Source organism: Anaerobiospirillum thomasii, assembly GCF_900445255.1.
Taxonomy (GTDB): Bacteria; Pseudomonadota; Gammaproteobacteria; order Enterobacterales; family Succinivibrionaceae; genus Anaerobiospirillum_A; species Anaerobiospirillum_A thomasii.
On record NZ_UAPU01000008.1, the window covers coordinates 15,642 to 31,856 of the forward strand.

The 16,215-nt window shown below is 38.9% G+C and carries 24 protein-coding genes; 5 read left to right on the top strand and 19 right to left on the bottom strand.

Features of this window, described 5'->3' with window-relative positions:
- Positions 1-265: 265 nt before the first annotated feature.
- The 19 genes from DRZ93_RS13120 to DRZ93_RS13210 form a co-directional block, all read right to left on the bottom strand.
- Positions 266-673, bottom strand: a complete 408-nt coding sequence (locus tag DRZ93_RS13120; RefSeq protein ID WP_113746750.1) for a DUF2513 domain-containing protein — start codon at positions 671-673, stop codon at positions 266-268.
- A gap of 77 nt (positions 674-750) precedes the next feature.
- Positions 751-1,179: a hypothetical protein gene (locus DRZ93_RS13125; protein WP_113746751.1), complete on the bottom strand. Its 429-nt coding sequence runs from the start codon at positions 1,177-1,179 to the stop codon at positions 751-753.
- Positions 1,180-1,229: 50 nt separating this feature from the next.
- A complete protein-coding gene (locus DRZ93_RS13130; protein WP_113746752.1) occupies positions 1,230-1,409 on the bottom strand; it encodes a type II toxin-antitoxin system HicA family toxin in 180 nt (59 codons plus the stop codon).
- A 311-nt stretch (positions 1,410-1,720) separates the two neighbouring features.
- Positions 1,721-2,275: a hypothetical protein gene (locus DRZ93_RS13135; RefSeq protein ID WP_146741124.1), complete on the bottom strand. Its 555-nt coding sequence runs from the start codon at positions 2,273-2,275 to the stop codon at positions 1,721-1,723.
- Between the two features lie 35 nt (positions 2,276-2,310).
- Positions 2,311-2,796 carry a hypothetical protein gene (locus DRZ93_RS13140; protein ID WP_113746754.1) on the bottom strand — a complete coding sequence of 162 codons (486 nt, stop codon included), beginning with the start codon at positions 2,794-2,796 and terminating at the stop codon, positions 2,311-2,313.
- A 932-nt stretch (positions 2,797-3,728) separates the two neighbouring features.
- Entirely contained in the window at positions 3,729-3,917 is a 189-nt protein-coding gene (locus DRZ93_RS13145; RefSeq protein ID WP_113744200.1) for a hypothetical protein, read from the bottom strand.
- Positions 3,918-4,181, bottom strand: coding sequence for a hypothetical protein (locus DRZ93_RS13150; RefSeq protein WP_113746755.1), 264 nt, complete (start codon positions 4,179-4,181; stop codon positions 3,918-3,920). It lies immediately after the preceding gene.
- A gap of 18 nt (positions 4,182-4,199) precedes the next feature.
- On the bottom strand, positions 4,200-4,628 hold the full coding sequence (locus tag DRZ93_RS13155; protein WP_113744198.1) for a type II toxin-antitoxin system HicB family antitoxin: 429 nt from the start codon (positions 4,626-4,628) through the stop codon (positions 4,200-4,202).
- A gap of 45 nt (positions 4,629-4,673) precedes the next feature.
- Entirely contained in the window at positions 4,674-4,847 is a 174-nt protein-coding gene (locus DRZ93_RS13160; RefSeq protein WP_172458276.1) for a type II toxin-antitoxin system HicA family toxin, read from the bottom strand.
- A gap of 662 nt (positions 4,848-5,509) precedes the next feature.
- Positions 5,510-6,004: a hypothetical protein gene (locus DRZ93_RS13165; protein WP_113746756.1), complete on the bottom strand. Its 495-nt coding sequence runs from the start codon at positions 6,002-6,004 to the stop codon at positions 5,510-5,512.
- A 42-nt stretch (positions 6,005-6,046) separates the two neighbouring features.
- Positions 6,047-6,484: a lysozyme gene (locus DRZ93_RS13170; RefSeq protein ID WP_113745463.1), complete on the bottom strand. Its 438-nt coding sequence runs from the start codon at positions 6,482-6,484 to the stop codon at positions 6,047-6,049.
- 85 nt (positions 6,485-6,569) lie between these two features.
- A complete protein-coding gene (locus DRZ93_RS13175; RefSeq protein WP_113745462.1) occupies positions 6,570-7,172 on the bottom strand; it encodes a lysozyme family protein in 603 nt (200 codons plus the stop codon).
- Positions 7,172-7,633, bottom strand: a complete 462-nt coding sequence (locus tag DRZ93_RS13180; protein WP_113745461.1) for a phage holin family protein — start codon at positions 7,631-7,633, stop codon at positions 7,172-7,174. Before DRZ93_RS13180 ends, DRZ93_RS13175 begins: the two co-directional genes overlap by 1 nt.
- Before the next feature lie 315 nt (positions 7,634-7,948).
- On the bottom strand, positions 7,949-8,389 hold the full coding sequence (locus DRZ93_RS13185; RefSeq protein WP_113744192.1) for a hypothetical protein: 441 nt from the start codon (positions 8,387-8,389) through the stop codon (positions 7,949-7,951).
- A gap of 255 nt (positions 8,390-8,644) precedes the next feature.
- Positions 8,645-9,019, bottom strand: coding sequence for a RusA family crossover junction endodeoxyribonuclease (locus tag DRZ93_RS13190; RefSeq protein WP_113744190.1), 375 nt, complete (start codon positions 9,017-9,019; stop codon positions 8,645-8,647).
- Positions 9,013-10,065: a bifunctional DNA primase/polymerase gene (locus tag DRZ93_RS13195; RefSeq protein WP_113745460.1), complete on the bottom strand. Its 1,053-nt coding sequence runs from the start codon at positions 10,063-10,065 to the stop codon at positions 9,013-9,015. The genes DRZ93_RS13190 and DRZ93_RS13195 overlap by 7 nt, the downstream gene beginning before the upstream one ends.
- The gene (locus DRZ93_RS13200; protein ID WP_113746757.1) at positions 10,062-11,879 is read right to left on the bottom strand and encodes a DnaB-like helicase C-terminal domain-containing protein; all 1,818 of its coding nucleotides are present in this window, start codon (positions 11,877-11,879) and stop codon (positions 10,062-10,064) included. The genes DRZ93_RS13195 and DRZ93_RS13200 overlap by 4 nt, the downstream gene beginning before the upstream one ends.
- A complete protein-coding gene (locus tag DRZ93_RS13205) occupies positions 11,879-12,955 on the bottom strand; it encodes a hypothetical protein (RefSeq protein ID WP_146741125.1) in 1,077 nt (358 codons plus the stop codon). The genes DRZ93_RS13200 and DRZ93_RS13205 overlap by 1 nt, the downstream gene beginning before the upstream one ends.
- A gap of 269 nt (positions 12,956-13,224) precedes the next feature.
- Positions 13,225-13,461 (bottom strand): MarR family transcriptional regulator, encoded by a 237-nt coding sequence (locus DRZ93_RS13210; RefSeq protein ID WP_113745457.1) that lies wholly within the window; start codon positions 13,459-13,461, stop codon positions 13,225-13,227.
- Between the two features lie 171 nt (positions 13,462-13,632).
- Between DRZ93_RS13210 and DRZ93_RS14065 the strand changes: the two genes are divergently transcribed.
- From DRZ93_RS14065 to DRZ93_RS13235, 5 genes are all read left to right on the top strand, one after another.
- Positions 13,633-13,857 (top strand): helix-turn-helix domain-containing protein, encoded by a 225-nt coding sequence (locus DRZ93_RS14065; protein ID WP_113746759.1) that lies wholly within the window; start codon positions 13,633-13,635, stop codon positions 13,855-13,857.
- Entirely contained in the window at positions 13,824-14,231 is a 408-nt protein-coding gene (locus tag DRZ93_RS13220) for a LexA family protein (RefSeq protein WP_281268134.1), read from the top strand. Before DRZ93_RS14065 ends, DRZ93_RS13220 begins: the two co-directional genes overlap by 34 nt.
- Positions 14,232-14,464: 233 nt before the next feature.
- On the top strand, positions 14,465-14,659 hold the full coding sequence (locus DRZ93_RS13225) for a hypothetical protein (protein WP_113745455.1): 195 nt from the start codon (positions 14,465-14,467) through the stop codon (positions 14,657-14,659).
- 220 nt (positions 14,660-14,879) lie between these two features.
- A complete protein-coding gene (locus DRZ93_RS13230) occupies positions 14,880-15,773 on the top strand; it encodes a YqaJ viral recombinase family nuclease (RefSeq protein ID WP_113746761.1) in 894 nt (297 codons plus the stop codon).
- A 97-nt stretch (positions 15,774-15,870) separates the two neighbouring features.
- Positions 15,871-16,215, top strand: a 345-nt coding sequence (locus tag DRZ93_RS13235) for a hypothetical protein (protein WP_218564304.1), incomplete at its 3' end; no start/stop codon positions are given.

Genomic DNA, 16,215 nt, shown 5'->3' on the forward strand with positions numbered 1-16,215 from the left:
CAGTGCAGAAGGACCCAAGCCATTGAAATACAAGGATTTTATTTACTTGACATTTTTAATATTCTATATTGTGGAATTATTTTGTACTATTTTATAGCACATTTATAGAGCATCTGCGATATTGTATGCACTATTGTGGAACAATATGATGATTTTTGTAGTTAAGACGCTCTATAAATGCACTATATTAATACACATAATAAATATATGCACAATATTGAAGCAAAATAAAAGCCCTCATTTGAGGGCTCTGTGCTATGGAGACTTATAGAATTGATTGGATTGCCTTAGGTATGGCCGCCTTTATGACTTCCCACGACAGCGCCACGCCAGCCTCTTGAGCCATGGACACAACTTTGTTCCATATGGCTTTATCTCTGATAGAGTCAAGCAAGTCATGCCCTTCCATTGTCAGACGTAATCCAAAATTTATATTTTCTGTATCGGTTTTTACATCTACAATTATGTGGCTTTCTTTAAGAAGATCTATATGTTCTCGTATATTTTTAGCCTGAATATATTTAGCTCTTTCCAAGGCTTCCTTTGTCTTGCAGTTCATGGCCACTGAATTAGGAAGCTCTATAGTGTTTAAATACTCTGAAAACCGATCTTCTTCTAATGCCAACAGCATTTCCTTGATTAGTATCCAATCTCTTTTCATAAAAACTTCCATAGAAAAAAACGCCCTGATTTGTCAGTCAGCATTATGTCGCTGGAGATTACTCTCAGGGTGTCACATTAAAGACTATTTTAACACCCTATTTGCAAAGGTTTCCCCATCACGGCAAAGGCATGATATAAAGTCTCTATTTTAGTGCCCTTGTCAAAGGTCAAAATGTTGGTTACTGCCTGAGGTTTGATATTCATCAATTTGGCAAGTTTTACCTGCTTGGTCCTGGTCTCTACCATGACATTGCGCAACATAATTTTAAGAGCACTATCCACTCCAATATTCACAGCAACCATGCCCTCTGTAAGAGGCAGAGCCTTTGGCATAAACTCCATATCTCTAAACCTAAAATCAGCCGTATCCCTTACAAACCACTGAGCCATATAATAAGCCTTATCATATGTATCGCCACATGTTGCTCCACCTATATCATCATTGGCAAAAACAGAGAAACCAAGATCTTCCTGCTCAAATTTAAAACCGTATATTAAATAATCATTGATATTCATAGCTGTATACTTTAAACTTTCAGATAAAGCCCCCTTGCGAGGGCTTGTTTTTATTTTTTGATTCCAAGGTCTTTTAGCATTGATTTCACTGTACCTGTGGGGATTTCTTTGCTATGCCTTGGAACTCTCACTTCATTATCTCCCAATCTCCAAACATCGTGCCCTTTTCCGTGATGGTCAAATTCTGCACCATGCTTTTTGATGAGTTTTAAGAATTCTGAAAGTTTCATAAGTCTCCATGTTAGTGTTAAGAGCCCATCCCTTAACTTCATGTGACTATTATAATAAATATTAAATACTTTGTAAAGCTTTTTTAATGTTTTTTATTAAATTATTTTTATTTTAATCGTCAAGAATGGGGTATATAATCAGCAAAAATAAAACTACAAACCATAGCATCATTTACACCCCATGGAGGAAATATGAAAAATAAGAGTCAGCCACAAAATCCACAACCAACTCAACCATATCCAAATGTACCAACAGATAAAATACCATTTCCTAGTGATTTTGGCAGCATCCCTAAAAACAAATAAGTTCTCTAACTGGCCTTTGTCAACACAAGAAAAAACACGCAGGCAATACCTGTAAAAATGGATATAAGGGTGCAGATGCTCTGTGCCCTTAAATAACTCGCCCTTCTTTGTATAACATATGAAAATGACATAATTGAATAGTCTACCCATTCAGCAAATTTTCTTAAATTAGTCAGATAACTCTCTGAATCAACACCCTCATCAAGATAGTCCAACATCCATGATGTTTTTCCAACACCATAAGGCCCAACATGAGCCTTGCCTATCCATAACGATGACAAACATAAAACGCCTAAGGTCAAAGTAATTACAGAGCTGAAGCATGATATTAAATACAAGCTGTAAATGAGCCCCTGCATATATAAATACCGCTCTGCTATCTGCGGATCTTTTATAAATTCAACATAAACAGCTACAAGGGCAGTAATAATAGTAACACTCAGCCATAAATATGTTTTTGTCGTATTAGCCTGATAAGGATACATGGACTGAGAATAAAACTTCCAAAACTCAACACCGCGATCAATAAGTTTATTTGTCTCTGCTCTTTTCTCTGACATGTTTAAGCCCTCTGACATGATGTAGTAATTATAGCCTACATGCCAGCCTTCTGCGCCTCTGTGTATATCTTTAGAAGTCTATTATATTTTTCCGATATCAGATCGCAGTCTCTGCCAATACCTACAAGCTCCTTAAGGCTTTGTGTGTTCTTTCTAGGTGGTGGACAGGTGCAGGAGCCTGAAGCTCTATCGGCAGTGGTGGCAGGGTCGGGCAGCTGCGCTTGCTTACTGGCACTGTTGTCGTTGAGCACGCTGTCAAGCACATGCTCATAAGAGCGGTTAATGTCATCAATATCTTTTTGCGCATTGGTCTGAATCTCGTTAATGCCAAAGGTCACCGCCTTGGTGGTCTCTATTGCTTTATCCTGCTGTGCTATGGTCTCTTTTAAAAGTTTAATTTCAAGCTCTTTTATTTCAAGCTTATATTTATCCGATGCCATGCTGTAGCCCATGTAATAAGCGCCCACAGCTAAAAGAACCACGGCAATAAATTTGCTGTTGGAAATAATAAAGCCAAGCATAGAGCCTCTAATTATCTAAATGCCACTGAGTAGGCTATTGAAAATAATATTGAGCTAAAACCAAATATCACTGAAATAAGGGCACACATTAGTATTTTTTGAAATAATGGCGACTTTTCAAAGAGCATAAATATCTCCTTTAATTGCTTTATTAAAAAATGCGAATTATCTTTTCTATTAGCAACAATAAACAATAAAAAAATAATATTACTGCTATGCCTGCTAGTGATAATTGTGTTATTTTTTCAGCCAAACCTTTCATATTCTTAAGTATCACCAAAATTAGGCAAGCTATTGATGTTATCAATTCACTTGCAGAAACATCAAATTCCAATTAAAATGTCTCCTATATCACATGTAAAAACCCCTAGGGACGCCAATCCAACTAGGGGTTTAATTTTTTACCAAAGATATAATTAAATCCGAAGTAAGCCAAAGCATAAAGGACGTGGTTAAGCCAACAATACAAAGACATAACACAATAAAAAAGATCCACGCTCTTGCTGTTATCTTTTCAGTAAACAGTAGCATTTTCATAAACCCTTTTAACCCTTTAATTGATATTGATAAATTATCAAACATGCAATATAATGTCCTCTATTAGCCTAATAGAAACCCCTAGGAGTTACAGCTCAACTAGGGGTTTAATTTTATATAAATATCTTGATCCATCTTTCAACAGTAACAGCCAAACAGTATAAACAAGCAATATATACAGCCAGTCTTACGCCCCATCTAATATAGACATCTTGCATAAACGCCTCATAAAGCTTTAAAAATAAAATAATCTCATGTCTATTAAACATGTGATATAATTATCTCCTGTGTTTACAATTTAAAACCCCTAGGAGCTCCCAACTCAACTAGGGGTTTAATTTTTTTCAGACAATAAAAAAGCACCCTATGTGGGTGCCTTCATTAAAATTACCTATTTAAACCATAGATTTGCGTAATAGCGCATTAATTTCAGTTTGCCGGCCTTTGCGTTTTACAAGCTTACCATCAATATAGACATTTCCTTTATTTATTAATTCAGGGGTAAGCTCTGGGATTTCATCACCTGGGGCATCTATACCGTCAGCATTAAACCATGGCAGAGACTGTTTTTTGTTCTCTATCATTTATTTAAGCACCATAGTCTTATATGAAACTTCAAAGCTCCCAAAGTCACCCACTTTACCAATAACAGGAGGAATAAAACGAGATGATTTGATCTTTGAGCCATTCTCTTTCATTGTTTTTATGAATTCTGATGCAGAAAGCTGTTCTTGAAAAACAGGTTTATAAATCTTAGTGTTTTTGTTCATTTTAAGGCCACCAACTCGTTTATTCTTAATTATATATTGAGATATTTCAAACGCAATCCTTTTGTTAAAAGCACCCATATGGGTGCTCTCAAGTCATCAGCATTCTATTGAAAGAGATCTTCCTATAGCTTTAAATAAAGACGCGATAGTGTCTAATTTTGTTTTTCTCGTAAAGCCTAGATCCTGATTTAATTTCTGTGGTGTAATTCCTAATTTTTTTGATAAGTCTATCGGCCTATAGTGCTCCTCTCGCATTGCGTTACGCAGCATAAACTTAATAGCAATATCATAAGGGATATCAATCACCACATCATCTTTTTGAGCTTTTAGTCCATGCGGTATTTCTTTATTATCCTGCACATAAAAGGTGGCCATATCTAAAATTAAAGAGTAAGCCATATCTACAGCCTCATCAAAGGTATCAGCCTGGCTGAATGTGCCGGGCCAGTCTCTGATATTAATGATATAGCCATGATCTTCTTCAACAATTACAGCAGGATAGTATAAATAATCAGATAGCTTCATAATATTAAAGACTTCCGCAAATAGCCCCCTTATCAGGGGCTTAAATTAAGCTTTTGATTGTTTTATAATGGCTCTTGCAAGATTATCTTTAATATTGCGATGTCTTGGCACTGTAAAAATCTCGCCTGATTTATTTATCCATTTTTCATGGTTTGTGCCTTGGCATTTAAAAGTAGCGCCATTTGCCACAATCAACCGCTTAAGCTCTGCGGTTTTCATCTTTCCTCCGTGTTTATGTTTTGGGCCCATCCCTCAACTTCATGTGACTATTATACACGGATTTATTTATACTATCAATATTTTTATTTAAAAATATATCTGTAAACTTCCACAAATTCCTGCACTATAAACAGCAGACCATAAAGAGCAATAAATGTCGCCAAAGTCCACTCTATTATTAATTTTGGTATTCCTTTCATATGATTTTTAAAATAATTCTTTAACCATCACAAGCATAGTTATTAGAAAAAAGGCTTCTATTGTCCAAAAGGCAATAATTTTATATTTTCTATCAAGGGTGTTATCGTTTTTCATTTTCAACTTCTTTATTTAATAAAACTTAACCCTAAACAGACACATAGAAAGACCAAAGAACCACAAATACTTACAAAAGCCATACAGCCTAAAGTAAAAGCTATCCACGATCTAACTGTCATTTTTTCAGTAAATAAAAGCATTTTTAAAATACCTTTTAAGGATTTTAAATTTATTGAAACATTGTCTAGCATGTTTTATAATTAGCCTACTGTATATAATGATTAAGGCACCTCAATAGGGTGCCTATTTTTTTGGCCATATTTTGTACCCATAAAAAAAGACCTCCATTTTTGTGAAGGTCTCTTTCTTTAATCTGTATTACAGATATTGCACTAACCTAAAGCCTAACCTAAATATTTAAAAGCAGATATGTATCGGATACTATCAAAAAATGTTCTTGATTTATCTGTAAATATAAAAGGAATTATTGAGAGCAATAAGGCCATTGTTAATAAAAGCATGCTCACAATTAAAACAGTTATCATTAAAACCGGTCTTCTTTGGACGGCAGTCTTATACAGATTATAAATATAAGTCTTATGCTCTATATCTTTAAGCATAGGATGGTCTTTTATCTCTGATGATCCCTTACCTTTTACAAAAACTGAAATTGGTAAACAGATAGGGATAAGAATTAAAGCTCTTAATGAAGGTATAGTTTTATACTCCCAGTACACAAAGTCTTTAAACTTATCATCAACATCAGAGTCAAGGATCTTCTTAAGATATGCAGAGGCAAGCTTCTGATGCTTTAATGAAGCATTTAGGCATATGGTTCTATAAAAAAAGAAAAATGTAGCGCCTAACACCGCATATATCAGATTTATATAAACATCCATAAAACACCAACCTCAATTTGTTGATGATATTTTACGATGCCTTTAGCTTAAAAATAAAGCCCTTTCAGCTTCTCGGCGTAAGGTCAGACCTTTCAACACCTGCCCCAGACTCTTGTTCCATCTTGGAAATTCATCAGCTGCGCCTTGGATATCATTTAGGCCAAGCTTTCTTAAAAGCGTGCTTGATGCAAGATTACCGATGCCAAGGTTATAGGCAAAGCTCACAAGGGCATCAAATTGATTCTGATTGACTTCAATGTTTTTCTGCTGTAAAAGGACAGAGACACCCTGCTCAAAACGCTCAAGGTCAATCTTCAACAGCTCATTAGCTGCCTCTTGAGTGATCACATTGCCTTCTTTCACATCTGGGCCGGTATGACCATATCCAATGGTCCACACTCCTGCGGGGCACTTATAGGCCCTTGTTCTTAATCCTTCAAATTCTTTAATCAAAGAAATGCATGCACTTGATGCCTTCATACTATTTTCCCTTTTAAAAATTAAACAAATAACTTAAAAAGCCAATGACACAAGCTGAGCCAAGGCATGTAAGCAAATATTCCATTTAGGCTAATCTCACTAGTTGAAGTCCTGTATTCTCATTCTCAATGGCACAGTAACCCTCGCGCTCAATAGCATCGTTAAGGGTTTCAATGTTCAATGGGCTGACCTTGGCAAAGGTAAAGGGCAGATAATCTTCACCCTTAAAGTATGCTCGCCGTGCAAAGGCCCTCTTAATATGTTTCATTGACACCTGCCCTTCTAAGTCTACGACCCAGCGCAGAAATTGATCAGCAGCTGCATCAAAAGAGCCATACTTGATAAGCTCAATCAGGCTATGAGGCCTAAAATCAGCAAGTTTAAAGACATCATCAGTTAAAAGATCGATCAATGCATCATAGTGCCTTTGCTCTACCTTATACCCCTGCAGCCACTTGCCAAGCCTAAAGCACTCGTAGTAAAGGTCAGCTCTCCAAACTTTGAAGATCTTTTTATCGTCCCAGGTGCTATTCTGAGTGAAAGGCTCAATATCTTGGTTGGTGTGATTAAGTCCGATTTTTAGAACGTTATCAGCAGGGTCGGTAAAGGCTGTTCTTGATACTTTGTAAAAATATGTCTGAAATCTTGCTAAATTGATTGACGGCTTTAATAGGTTAACATTCTCCATCAGTTCCTCTTATCAAGTGGCATAGGAGGTTCAGGCACCTGATATCCTCCTGTGCTTGAATTCATTTTGCCGGATGTGCCTGGCGTCCTCTGCTGTGCTGTCTGACTTTTAATTTTTATATCCTCAGCTACGGTCTGGCTCATAACCGGTACTCTTTGAGAGATGACAGTGTGAAAGACTTTAGAGGTCAGCATGATGATAGACTCTGTACCCATAGCGCCAAAGGCTGCGCCTATGAATGGTATCAGCTCAGGCTTGATGTCAAAGTATTCTAATGCGGGCACGACAAAGACAAGAAGCAGCAGGGCGCACATGAAATTAGATATAGCCCTTTCAAAGCGTGGCTTTTTCTCGCCTGAGGTGTAATCCCTATATCCTTTGACAGCCCATGCAGCAAAAAGGCCGAAGGTTGTATAGACTTCAACGGAGTGCTCGGCGGCCCATATGTAGAACCTTTCCATTTTGGACCTCCAGAAACAAAAAAAAAGCCGTGACTTTGGATCACAGCTTGGAGTTTAATGCATAAGTTATAAAATTTTTTCAAATTCCCTACGGGCGCAACGCGACGCGGGGACCATGTTGTCAATATACCCTTTTACGTACACATGCGCAATAGCGCTATAAAATAAAATTGATAAGGTTTATCATCTATGAATTAAATTATTGATATTTAAAGAAATTTAATTAAAAATAGCGTTGAAAAAATATAGATAATTTATGCATCTTTTATGCATCTTTTATGCAAAGTTCTTATTTTTTGCAATTTTGACCCTTGCCTAAGCAACACAACGCTGCCTTATTTTTTCAATAAACAGAGCCAATAATTCTGATGCATTGCGATCTTCAAGATAATAACCTTCACGCTTAAAAGCTTTGCGCATATATGACAGCGATGTTAAATCTTCTATGTTGTAATTATTGATGTATATTTCTTTAAAGAGCTTATAGCCAAGCTCATCATGAAAGCGCACAATGCTGACTTTGTTATCAATAAACAACCCTATCTCATCTGTAATATATAAAACATTGCGCTTCCCCTCTGCTATCTCACCCTCACTGCCCTTGATTCCAAGGAAGGTCACATACTTAGGGTTATCAAGGCCAATACGGGACCATATAGCATACTGACTCAACAGGTGCCTAAACTCTGTATGTCTGCCATTGCAGTCTTTCACTCTGGCTATGTCTCTTACATCTGCAATTGTCATGTAGCGCATTGTCTGCCCTTAAATACGGACTAAAAATTTATTAAAGCTTTGATAATTAAAAATACAGCAAATGCAAAACACGCTGTAATAAAAAATAAAGCAAATATACCCGGCATTTTAAAACTAAAGTTTCTTTGAATCTTTATACAACAAATAGGCAATAACACCTAAAACAATAGCCAATGAAAACAGGCTAAACATAGCTACAATCAATCCTGGCATTTTATATCTCCATGTTTCTATAATGCAATTATATAACGTATTTTATAAAATCCAATCAGCCAAAGGATCACTCTCTGACTTTGGCCATATCGCAAGAGTACATGATCCAGGTGGCAGCACTCCCTGCCTTTTTACAATGAGGTCACAGACTTGGCTATCATCATTCCACACCCCTGCCAAGGTCAATGTGTCCTGCAAGGCTTTAAGGTAATTGTCTAAGTCTCTGCGGGCATTGTCAGGAAAATAAAAATCAATGTAAAGATAGACATCACAGCTAAAAGGCTCAAACCCCTCAGGCAGCTGCTTTAAAATTCTTTTGCGCTCTCTGTACTTCCAATCATTCCATGCTGTCTTATGCTTGATATTGCCAAGCTTCTGATTTAGTGACGGTGGCATGGTCAGCTGAAGTATTAGCATAGGTACTCCTTATATCGCTCGCAGGTACGCTCTATAAAATATCGCTCATATAGTTCTATAACACTGCTCTGCATAGTTGTATTAATTCCCTTGGACGCCAGCACGCCCATAAGGTGTAATTTGTACGGTTCGTAAATCTGTTCAAAGGCCAGGGCGTGCAGCTGCATGACTTCCATGTCTTTAACCTGCTGCATCTCTTTAACTGCTTGCACCAAGGGCTGTGCCTGCGCTGTCTGTGGTAATCGTCTGATTGTTTGCCCATCATAGAAGTCACATAGGGCACGCAGGATAATCTCATCGCCCACATCAATGAGAAAAGAGTAAATCCTGTTATGGTTGTGTAGCACATCATAAGCGATTACAGCCTTAACCTTCTGCACAGCGTCATTAAAGCCATAGTTGAATACAAGCGCTCCCTTTAGCGCATGCTCCTGTATCGTATTGCAGTAGGCTACCTTGATGCGGGTTATCTTATCTGCATCTAGCTCAGGTAAATCAGAAGGTGAGACTTGGACGATAAATGTGGTATCAGGATATTCACTGTAAAGCTTCTCATGCTCTGGATAGGCGCCAAAGACAACGCTCAAGTCTTTTTTAATCTCAAGGTCAAACTTCCTGCCATCATCACATACAACAGAGGGGCCAAGGTGAAGAGGCAGCTCTTGCTTAACCTCAAAAGGCGCCCTAAAGAAAATCTTACAGCCCTTTTTGCCTGAGGTCGTGAACAGCTGAGGTACAAGGTCGGCACGATTGATGCGTCTTATAAAATCATCGGTAAAGTCAGAGCTCGGAAAGTCTAAATCAAAGGCACACAGCTGTGTATTATCAAGCCTTAAGGTCAGACTGTTGGCTTTGCCGTTGTCCAAATTCAACATACACCACTCAAGCAGCTGCGCCCTATCAACACCCTTCCACTTGTGCAGGTTTGGAAGCTTGCCTCGTGAGCCAATAACATCAAAGCCCCGAGAATAGAGCCCCTGCGCCACGTTCTTTAATGCCAAAGGCAAAGATGCAGCAGTGACCCCAGCCTCTTCCATTGAGATCATAATTCACCATCCCCCACCATATAAGCCACCTCAAGATCCATATCATCAGCACTCTTAGGCTCAACACCTGGCGCTATTTCATAGTCCTCATCTCGTGGAGTGAACTCATCAAGTACATTATCAGCACTAATTGAAGGCTTAACTGTGGCAACACTTTGATCAAAGATTTTAGAATTTGAATAAGAGCCATCTAGCACATGGAAACCACCGCCTGTGGTTCTTGTAAGCTCAAAATGCACTGATGTTGATGCATAGCGTGACTTGGCCACCACCATTTTAAAGTTTGACTTTTCATCATCCTTAAACAGAATAAGGGCAAGAGCGACATCACGCACAACACCTGAGGATCCTGCAATGTCATAAAGGGTCGGCTCTTTTTTCTTTTTGCCCTTGTCAAACTGTGGCTTGGTCAGCTGAGTCAGAACAAGAATGGCAGTATCACTATCCTGCGCCAGGGCTACAAGCTGACGCATAACATCGGAAATCTGCTCCCACTGCTCGCCCCTTTTATATCTGTCGTTTTCAATAATTTGCAGATAGTCAATGACAATCAGATCTACATCGCCTATAAACTTGGCACTGTCTACACTGCTCTTGATATCATTGATAGACATTGAGCGCCCACCGATGATTTTTAAATTGTTGTTCAGATCGTAGGCCTGCTTAAACTCATTAAAAGCTTTATGTGGAAAGCCGTGCTCCTTGACCATCTTTTCGGTCACTTTCATTTTGACCATAAACAGACGCTGTGCGATTGAATCCACACTCATCTCGGCGGTGAAAAATAAAACGCGCTTATTGTTGTCAATGGCACGCAGGGCAGACTCAATGCCAAAGTAGGTCTTACCCACACCTGTATGTGCTGCCAAGATGGAGACCTCACCACGTCTGTAACCATAGACTTGATTGTCAATGCTCTGATAGCCTGTTGATATATACAGGTGGTTAAAGACATCAGGATCGCTTATATCATTAAGGGCAGAGTTACAGCTTTTTAAAACCTCATCTCTTTCTTTGAGCTCTTTAAGTCCTGTATTGGAGCCAAGGCACATCATGGCCTGATTGGTTAGATCTTTCATATCTGAGGCACTGCCCTCAAGTGCTGCTTTGATATTGGCCTTTGATATATTGATAATCTGCAATCTTGATGCCTTGTCTATCATCTGCTCCATCTGTTCGCACAGCGTGTCAAAGGTCACAGGAGAGGATGCGCTTGTTACAGCCTTAAACAGCTCATCAGACACATTAAACTTGTGCAGGGTCTGCCTAAACTCTTTGAGGACAAAGATGCTGTGAGTCTTGGTATGTTCATACAGGGCCTTGAATATGCCCACATGTTCCACAGGGATCTTTTTAATGCTGTTTTTATAGCGTGAGATGAATTTACTTCTGTCCTCGGCAGTGCAATACATAATCAAATTTGCTATAATCAAAGAGCTTAAGTTTTTGATGCTGTCATAGAGTGTCATCTCTGCCGCTTCTGATGACTTAAGCTCTACAGCAGCATCATCCACTTTTGATTTGTTTGAGAATACTTGTCCCTGGCGCATTGAGAAACCTCTCTCCTGCGCCTTTTTAATAAGCACGCCTATCCCTATTCCCTGATTATCTTTATAAAACAAACTCTTCTCATGTTTAGCAGCAGCTGCATCATGCTTATCACTCCTTGATGCCCATGAGACGCATCTGTTAAAGACATCACCGTCACCAGGGAAGGCATTCCCCAGCGCACGGAAGACGTCCACCCACTCATCACGCTCACTTGGTTCAAAGTAGTTTAAAAGCTCTGCCACCTGTGCTTTATCAAAATTCATTATTCACCCTCCTTAAAAATAGCATCCAAGGTTTCATCTAAAGTCACGGCAGGCAGCTTAAACTGCGTATATGCTTTGTTAAAGACGCCCCATATACTTGCAAAGTAATCAAGCATTTCCTTATCTGAGGCATTGAGAAAGACATCCTCGTTTTTTGTAAATTTAAAGAGATCTCTCCATGTGTCATGCATATCGTTGTGATACCTGAAGCGATACAGGCAGAAATGTATAAACCATGCATTGATAATGATGATTAGCTCTTTGGTGCCTATGTACTTTTTGGCAATAATGTCATAACCGCTAAAGTCATAGCCCTCACGGCAGTGGCGTCTTATTTTTCTCAAAGCTTTATCATCAAAGGCAAAGTAATGAGCCTCAGCCCATGTAGGTGTAAGTTTCATTTTTTCATCTTTCTGAAACAGCCACTTTTGCAACATCAGGCGATCAAAGAGTCTGCCAAAGGTTTCAATGTAGTTATCCTCACCGTCTCTGTACTTTCTAAATAAGATTTTGCAGTTATTAAGAATCACTGTTTGAAAGTAATCAAGAAAGTGAACGCCCTTGGATGGGTCGTAATGACCAAGAGCATAGTCAAGCACGGGCTCAAGATTAAATTCACACCTGCCTGCATGATCGTGATAAAAGTACTTGCAACATAAGAGCTCTCTGGCCCACTCTTTGATATTTGTATAAATCCAATCAGTCAGAGCTTCATAAGGCCCACCATCAAAAGGGATAGTCTTTTTAGCCTCTGTCAAATCACAACGAAATACATCCTTGTCTTTGAACAATTGGTCTAAATTATTTTTATAAAATTTGAGTAAAAACCTTTCTATATATATTCTTAGGTTTCTTAGGTTTCTTAGGTTATTAGTTGTACACGCCTTGTGTACATTGACGTCACACTGTGTGTACATTGAGGTGTCAGAGTGTGTACAACTAGAAGTAACATCTTGTGTACGACTAGATGTATCTGTATGAGTACAACTAGTTGTACACGCCTTGTGTACATTGACGTCATCGGTCTTACAGGCTAAAAGTTCCCAGTTAGGCGTAATCACTCTAGATCCGTGCATGTGTAAACCTGTACGAGACACTTTGATCAAATCTCCACTTTTTAACACCTGAAGCGCTCTTGCAATTTGAGTGCGATACAGAGGAAAAGGGATCATCTCTTGAATTTTTGCATCCGAAAGGACACAGTGCCCTTTTTTCTTTGCCATGTGACAAGCTTTACCTAAAATGAATAACGCTAACAGCTCCGAGACTCCACATTTTTTAAATATGCCTTTTAAGCTGTTAGGGATTAAAAAAGTTTCAGCATTAAAATTATCAACTGCCCCCATCACTGTACCTCAATAATTTTTACCTTTGGATAAACAATGAGAGAACCGTCCGATCTTTGTGTCGCATATTCTGCTATTCCTTTATCCTTGAGCCTGCTTAATGTTTGAAAAAGAGCAGGCCTTGAAATTTTGAACTTAAATAAAAGATCATCTATTGAGACAAACTGATTTTTTGATAGCCCTTGAAAGAACAGAATTAATTCACATTCTCGTTTAGAAATAGAAAAAGAACGCATATATACTCTCCAAAGAAATATAATATAACTGATATTAGCATATTATATGACTTAATAAATATAAAATCTTCACCTAACAATAAAAAATATGCTTGAGACCATAAAAAACATTGAATATATGCGCTTTTCTTCCTATACTTTAAAAGTTACATATTAAGAGAGGACAATAGAATGAAGCGACGATCAAAATACTCACATTTAAGTGATAAAGAATTGGGACAAAAAATAAGGCTTTTAAGACATAGCTCAGGGCTCTTACAGTCTAACTTCTGCACAGCCATGGAGATATCTCAATCTAGACTATCTCGCATTGAGAATGGACAAGCTAGACCATCGGATCAACAAGTTGACGCTCTGCTTGAATATACAAACACGCCACCAGATTTTTTGAATTAAACTCTCCAAAGGTTGCAGGAACTGCCAGTGCTGGCTTTCCAACAGATCGCTATCCTGACGATCTAGGCACTCTGTCGGACATTGTTCCAACTCATGAGCACATCTTTATTGTGCAGGTTTCAGGCTACAGCATGGAGCCAACCATCAACAATGGAGACTTTGTTATTGTTGACTCTTTACAGAAAGATCCTCAGGATCTGCGCAATCAGATAGTATGCGCAAGAGTAGAAGATGAAGAGCACGTAATTAAGCGCCTTGTATATGAAACAGGCTGTTATTATCTTAAATCTGACAACCCTCAATTCCCTTTAATTCCTGTCCGCGCTGATACAGAGATTGAAGGCAAAGTCACAAACATCATTAAAAAACTTTAATTGTCTTTTTTTTAGCCCCCTTGCTGGGGCTTTTTTTTGCCCTAATTCCCTACAATTCCCTCCTGCTTCTTCAAATATGCACCATGGCAAACACTTGTCGCATAAAAATTACCCTATTTATCATACAGATATGCAATAAATCTGCATAAAATATTTAAAATAACTCATATATATCTTTATTTTTTCTATATTAAACATATAATATGATCAAATTCATCATAAAGAGGAAATATATGACCGAAAGCACTACATTATTAACATTTGCCCCTAATTCAACTTTAAAACTAAGACGCAGGATAGTTATTGAAAAGGTGAAGGCGCTTTTAAGCAACAAAGAAAAAGAGGCTGTTATCAACGAATACAAAGCCTTAATTGATGAACTAGCACAAATTGATGATAGAGAAAAATCCAATGACCAAAGAATTTAAACACTGGATGAGTGAATCAATGAACAAAGAGGCTTTCTTGTTTGCCCTTATTTCAACAGTTCTATTTTTTGCAGTGGCAACACTGTTTGACTTTTTGGAGATTTTTTAATGACTGACTTACCAATAATTGAGGGTCTTACCTATGAGCAGGCAGGCGACATTCATGATAAGCGCACAGCCAAAATCAACCAAATGATCGCAGATAAAGGCCTTACAGGCTATGACAAATGGCTTTGCAGAGCGTCAGTGCGGTCTTGGTGGCTCTGATGTGGCTGTAATCCTTGGCCTTAGCAAATACAAGAGCCCTTATGAGCTTTGGCTTGAAAAGACAGGACGTGCAGAGCCTTTCAAGGGCAATGATGCCACACACTGGGGTCAGAGACTTGAGGACGTTATAGCAGAAGAATACGCAGAGCGCACAGGCATGATGCTACACACCTGTCCGACTCTGAATGATAACACATGTTTTTGGCTGTTCGGCTCTCCTGATCGCATTGTAACAACCAAGGAGAATCCAAACTCACCTGTATCTATTTTAGAAATAAAAACAACAAGGCGCAACACAGCTACTAACGAGATAGACGACAACGGAGACACCGTCATGCTGTGGGGCCCTGGCAACAAGTACATAAATGGCAAGCTTGCCGTGCAGGATTCTCAAGTCCCTATGGAGTACATCTTACAAGTTCACGTGTATATGCTCCTTACCGGTGTCAGAACCTGTGACCTTGCTGTCCTAATGCAGACCTCTGACTATCGTGTCTATACCATTGACTTTGATCTAGAGGTAGCTGTTGAACTCCATAGGAACACATATGAGTGGTGGGTTAAGCATGTTCTTCTAGATCAGGAGCCTCCAAAGACTATCAAGGATCTAAAGAATGCAGAGCACTCAAGTGACTATGCTCAGGTAGATGCAGACATTAAAAACGCTGTCATTAGCTACAGAGAGATTAAGGACCAAATAAAGGCACTTGAAAAGCAGGCAGACACACTGCAAGAGAAGATAGTCACAGCTATCGGAGAAAACGAAGGCATTCAAGATGCAAACGGTGCCGTCCTGGCTACCTACAAGCTTCAAAAGGGCAGAATCTCAATCAATAAGATCTCTTAGAGATTGAGCACCCAGAGCTATATGCCCGCTATAGAGTTCAGGGCGCAAATTTCAGAGTTTTAAGAACAAAAGCAATTAATTAAAAAGGAATATAAAAATGGCAGATTTTAACGTATCAAACTTCAATACAAGACCAACCGTTGTGGGCGCACAGCCCACTTCTAATGGCTTTAACAGCTTTCAGCCACAGCAGGCCCCACAGGTTCAGCCTATGCAGGCCTTTCAGCCACAGCCACAGATGACACCGCAGATGATGCAGTCAAATGCTTTTATCCCTTCTGCCCCTCCTGTTCCTGTGCCTCCTGCTCCAATGGTGCCAAGTGCTGAGACTCTTGCCCATGACTTTGGCCATGTTGAGTCTGATACCTCTGTAGCTATGGCAATGGAAGAGGCTGGCAGAAAGGTGGTAAATGGCTTTAATGTACTGCCTAAGACCATCAAT

Coding starts and splice junctions, on each gene's coding strand:
- DRZ93_RS13120 (WP_113746750.1), bottom strand. CDS start 673: ATGGAAGTTTTTATGAAAAGAGATTGGATACTAATCAAGGAAATGCTG.
- DRZ93_RS13125 (WP_113746751.1), bottom strand. CDS start 1,179: ATGAATATCAATGATTATTTAATATACGGTTTTAAATTTGAGCAGGAA.
- DRZ93_RS13130 (WP_113746752.1), bottom strand. CDS start 1,409: ATGAAACTTTCAGAATTCTTAAAACTCATCAAAAAGCATGGTGCAGAA.
- DRZ93_RS13135 (WP_146741124.1), bottom strand. CDS start 2,275: ATGTCAGAGAAAAGAGCAGAGACAAATAAACTTATTGATCGCGGTGTT.
- DRZ93_RS13140 (WP_113746754.1), bottom strand. CDS start 2,796: ATGCTTGGCTTTATTATTTCCAACAGCAAATTTATTGCCGTGGTTCTT.
- DRZ93_RS13145 (WP_113744200.1), bottom strand. CDS start 3,917: ATGATAGAGAACAAAAAACAGTCTCTGCCATGGTTTAATGCTGACGGT.
- DRZ93_RS13150 (WP_113746755.1), bottom strand. CDS start 4,181: ATGGGTGCTTTTAACAAAAGGATTGCGTTTGAAATATCTCAATATATA.
- DRZ93_RS13155 (WP_113744198.1), bottom strand. CDS start 4,628: ATGAAGCTATCTGATTATTTATACTATCCTGCTGTAATTGTTGAAGAA.
- DRZ93_RS13160 (WP_172458276.1), bottom strand. CDS start 4,847: ATGAAAACCGCAGAGCTTAAGCGGTTGATTGTGGCAAATGGCGCTACT.
- DRZ93_RS13165 (WP_113746756.1), bottom strand. CDS start 6,004: ATGGATGTTTATATAAATCTGATATATGCGGTGTTAGGCGCTACATTT.
- DRZ93_RS13170 (WP_113745463.1), bottom strand. CDS start 6,484: ATGAAGGCATCAAGTGCATGCATTTCTTTGATTAAAGAATTTGAAGGA.
- DRZ93_RS13175 (WP_113745462.1), bottom strand. CDS start 7,172: ATGGAGAATGTTAACCTATTAAAGCCGTCAATCAATTTAGCAAGATTT.
- DRZ93_RS13180 (WP_113745461.1), bottom strand. CDS start 7,633: ATGGAAAGGTTCTACATATGGGCCGCCGAGCACTCCGTTGAAGTCTAT.
- DRZ93_RS13185 (WP_113744192.1), bottom strand. CDS start 8,389: ATGCGCTACATGACAATTGCAGATGTAAGAGACATAGCCAGAGTGAAA.
- DRZ93_RS13190 (WP_113744190.1), bottom strand. CDS start 9,019: ATGCTAATACTTCAGCTGACCATGCCACCGTCACTAAATCAGAAGCTT.
- DRZ93_RS13195 (WP_113745460.1), bottom strand. CDS start 10,065: ATGATCTCAATGGAAGAGGCTGGGGTCACTGCTGCATCTTTGCCTTTG.
- DRZ93_RS13200 (WP_113746757.1), bottom strand. CDS start 11,879: ATGAATTTTGATAAAGCACAGGTGGCAGAGCTTTTAAACTACTTTGAA.
- DRZ93_RS13205 (WP_146741125.1), bottom strand. CDS start 12,955: ATGCACGGATCTAGAGTGATTACGCCTAACTGGGAACTTTTAGCCTGT.
- DRZ93_RS13210 (WP_113745457.1), bottom strand. CDS start 13,461: ATGCGTTCTTTTTCTATTTCTAAACGAGAATGTGAATTAATTCTGTTC.
- DRZ93_RS14065 (WP_113746759.1), top strand. CDS start 13,633: ATGAAGCGACGATCAAAATACTCACATTTAAGTGATAAAGAATTGGGA.
- DRZ93_RS13225 (WP_113745455.1), top strand. CDS start 14,465: ATGACCGAAAGCACTACATTATTAACATTTGCCCCTAATTCAACTTTA.
- DRZ93_RS13230 (WP_113746761.1), top strand. CDS start 14,880: ATGACAAATGGCTTTGCAGAGCGTCAGTGCGGTCTTGGTGGCTCTGAT.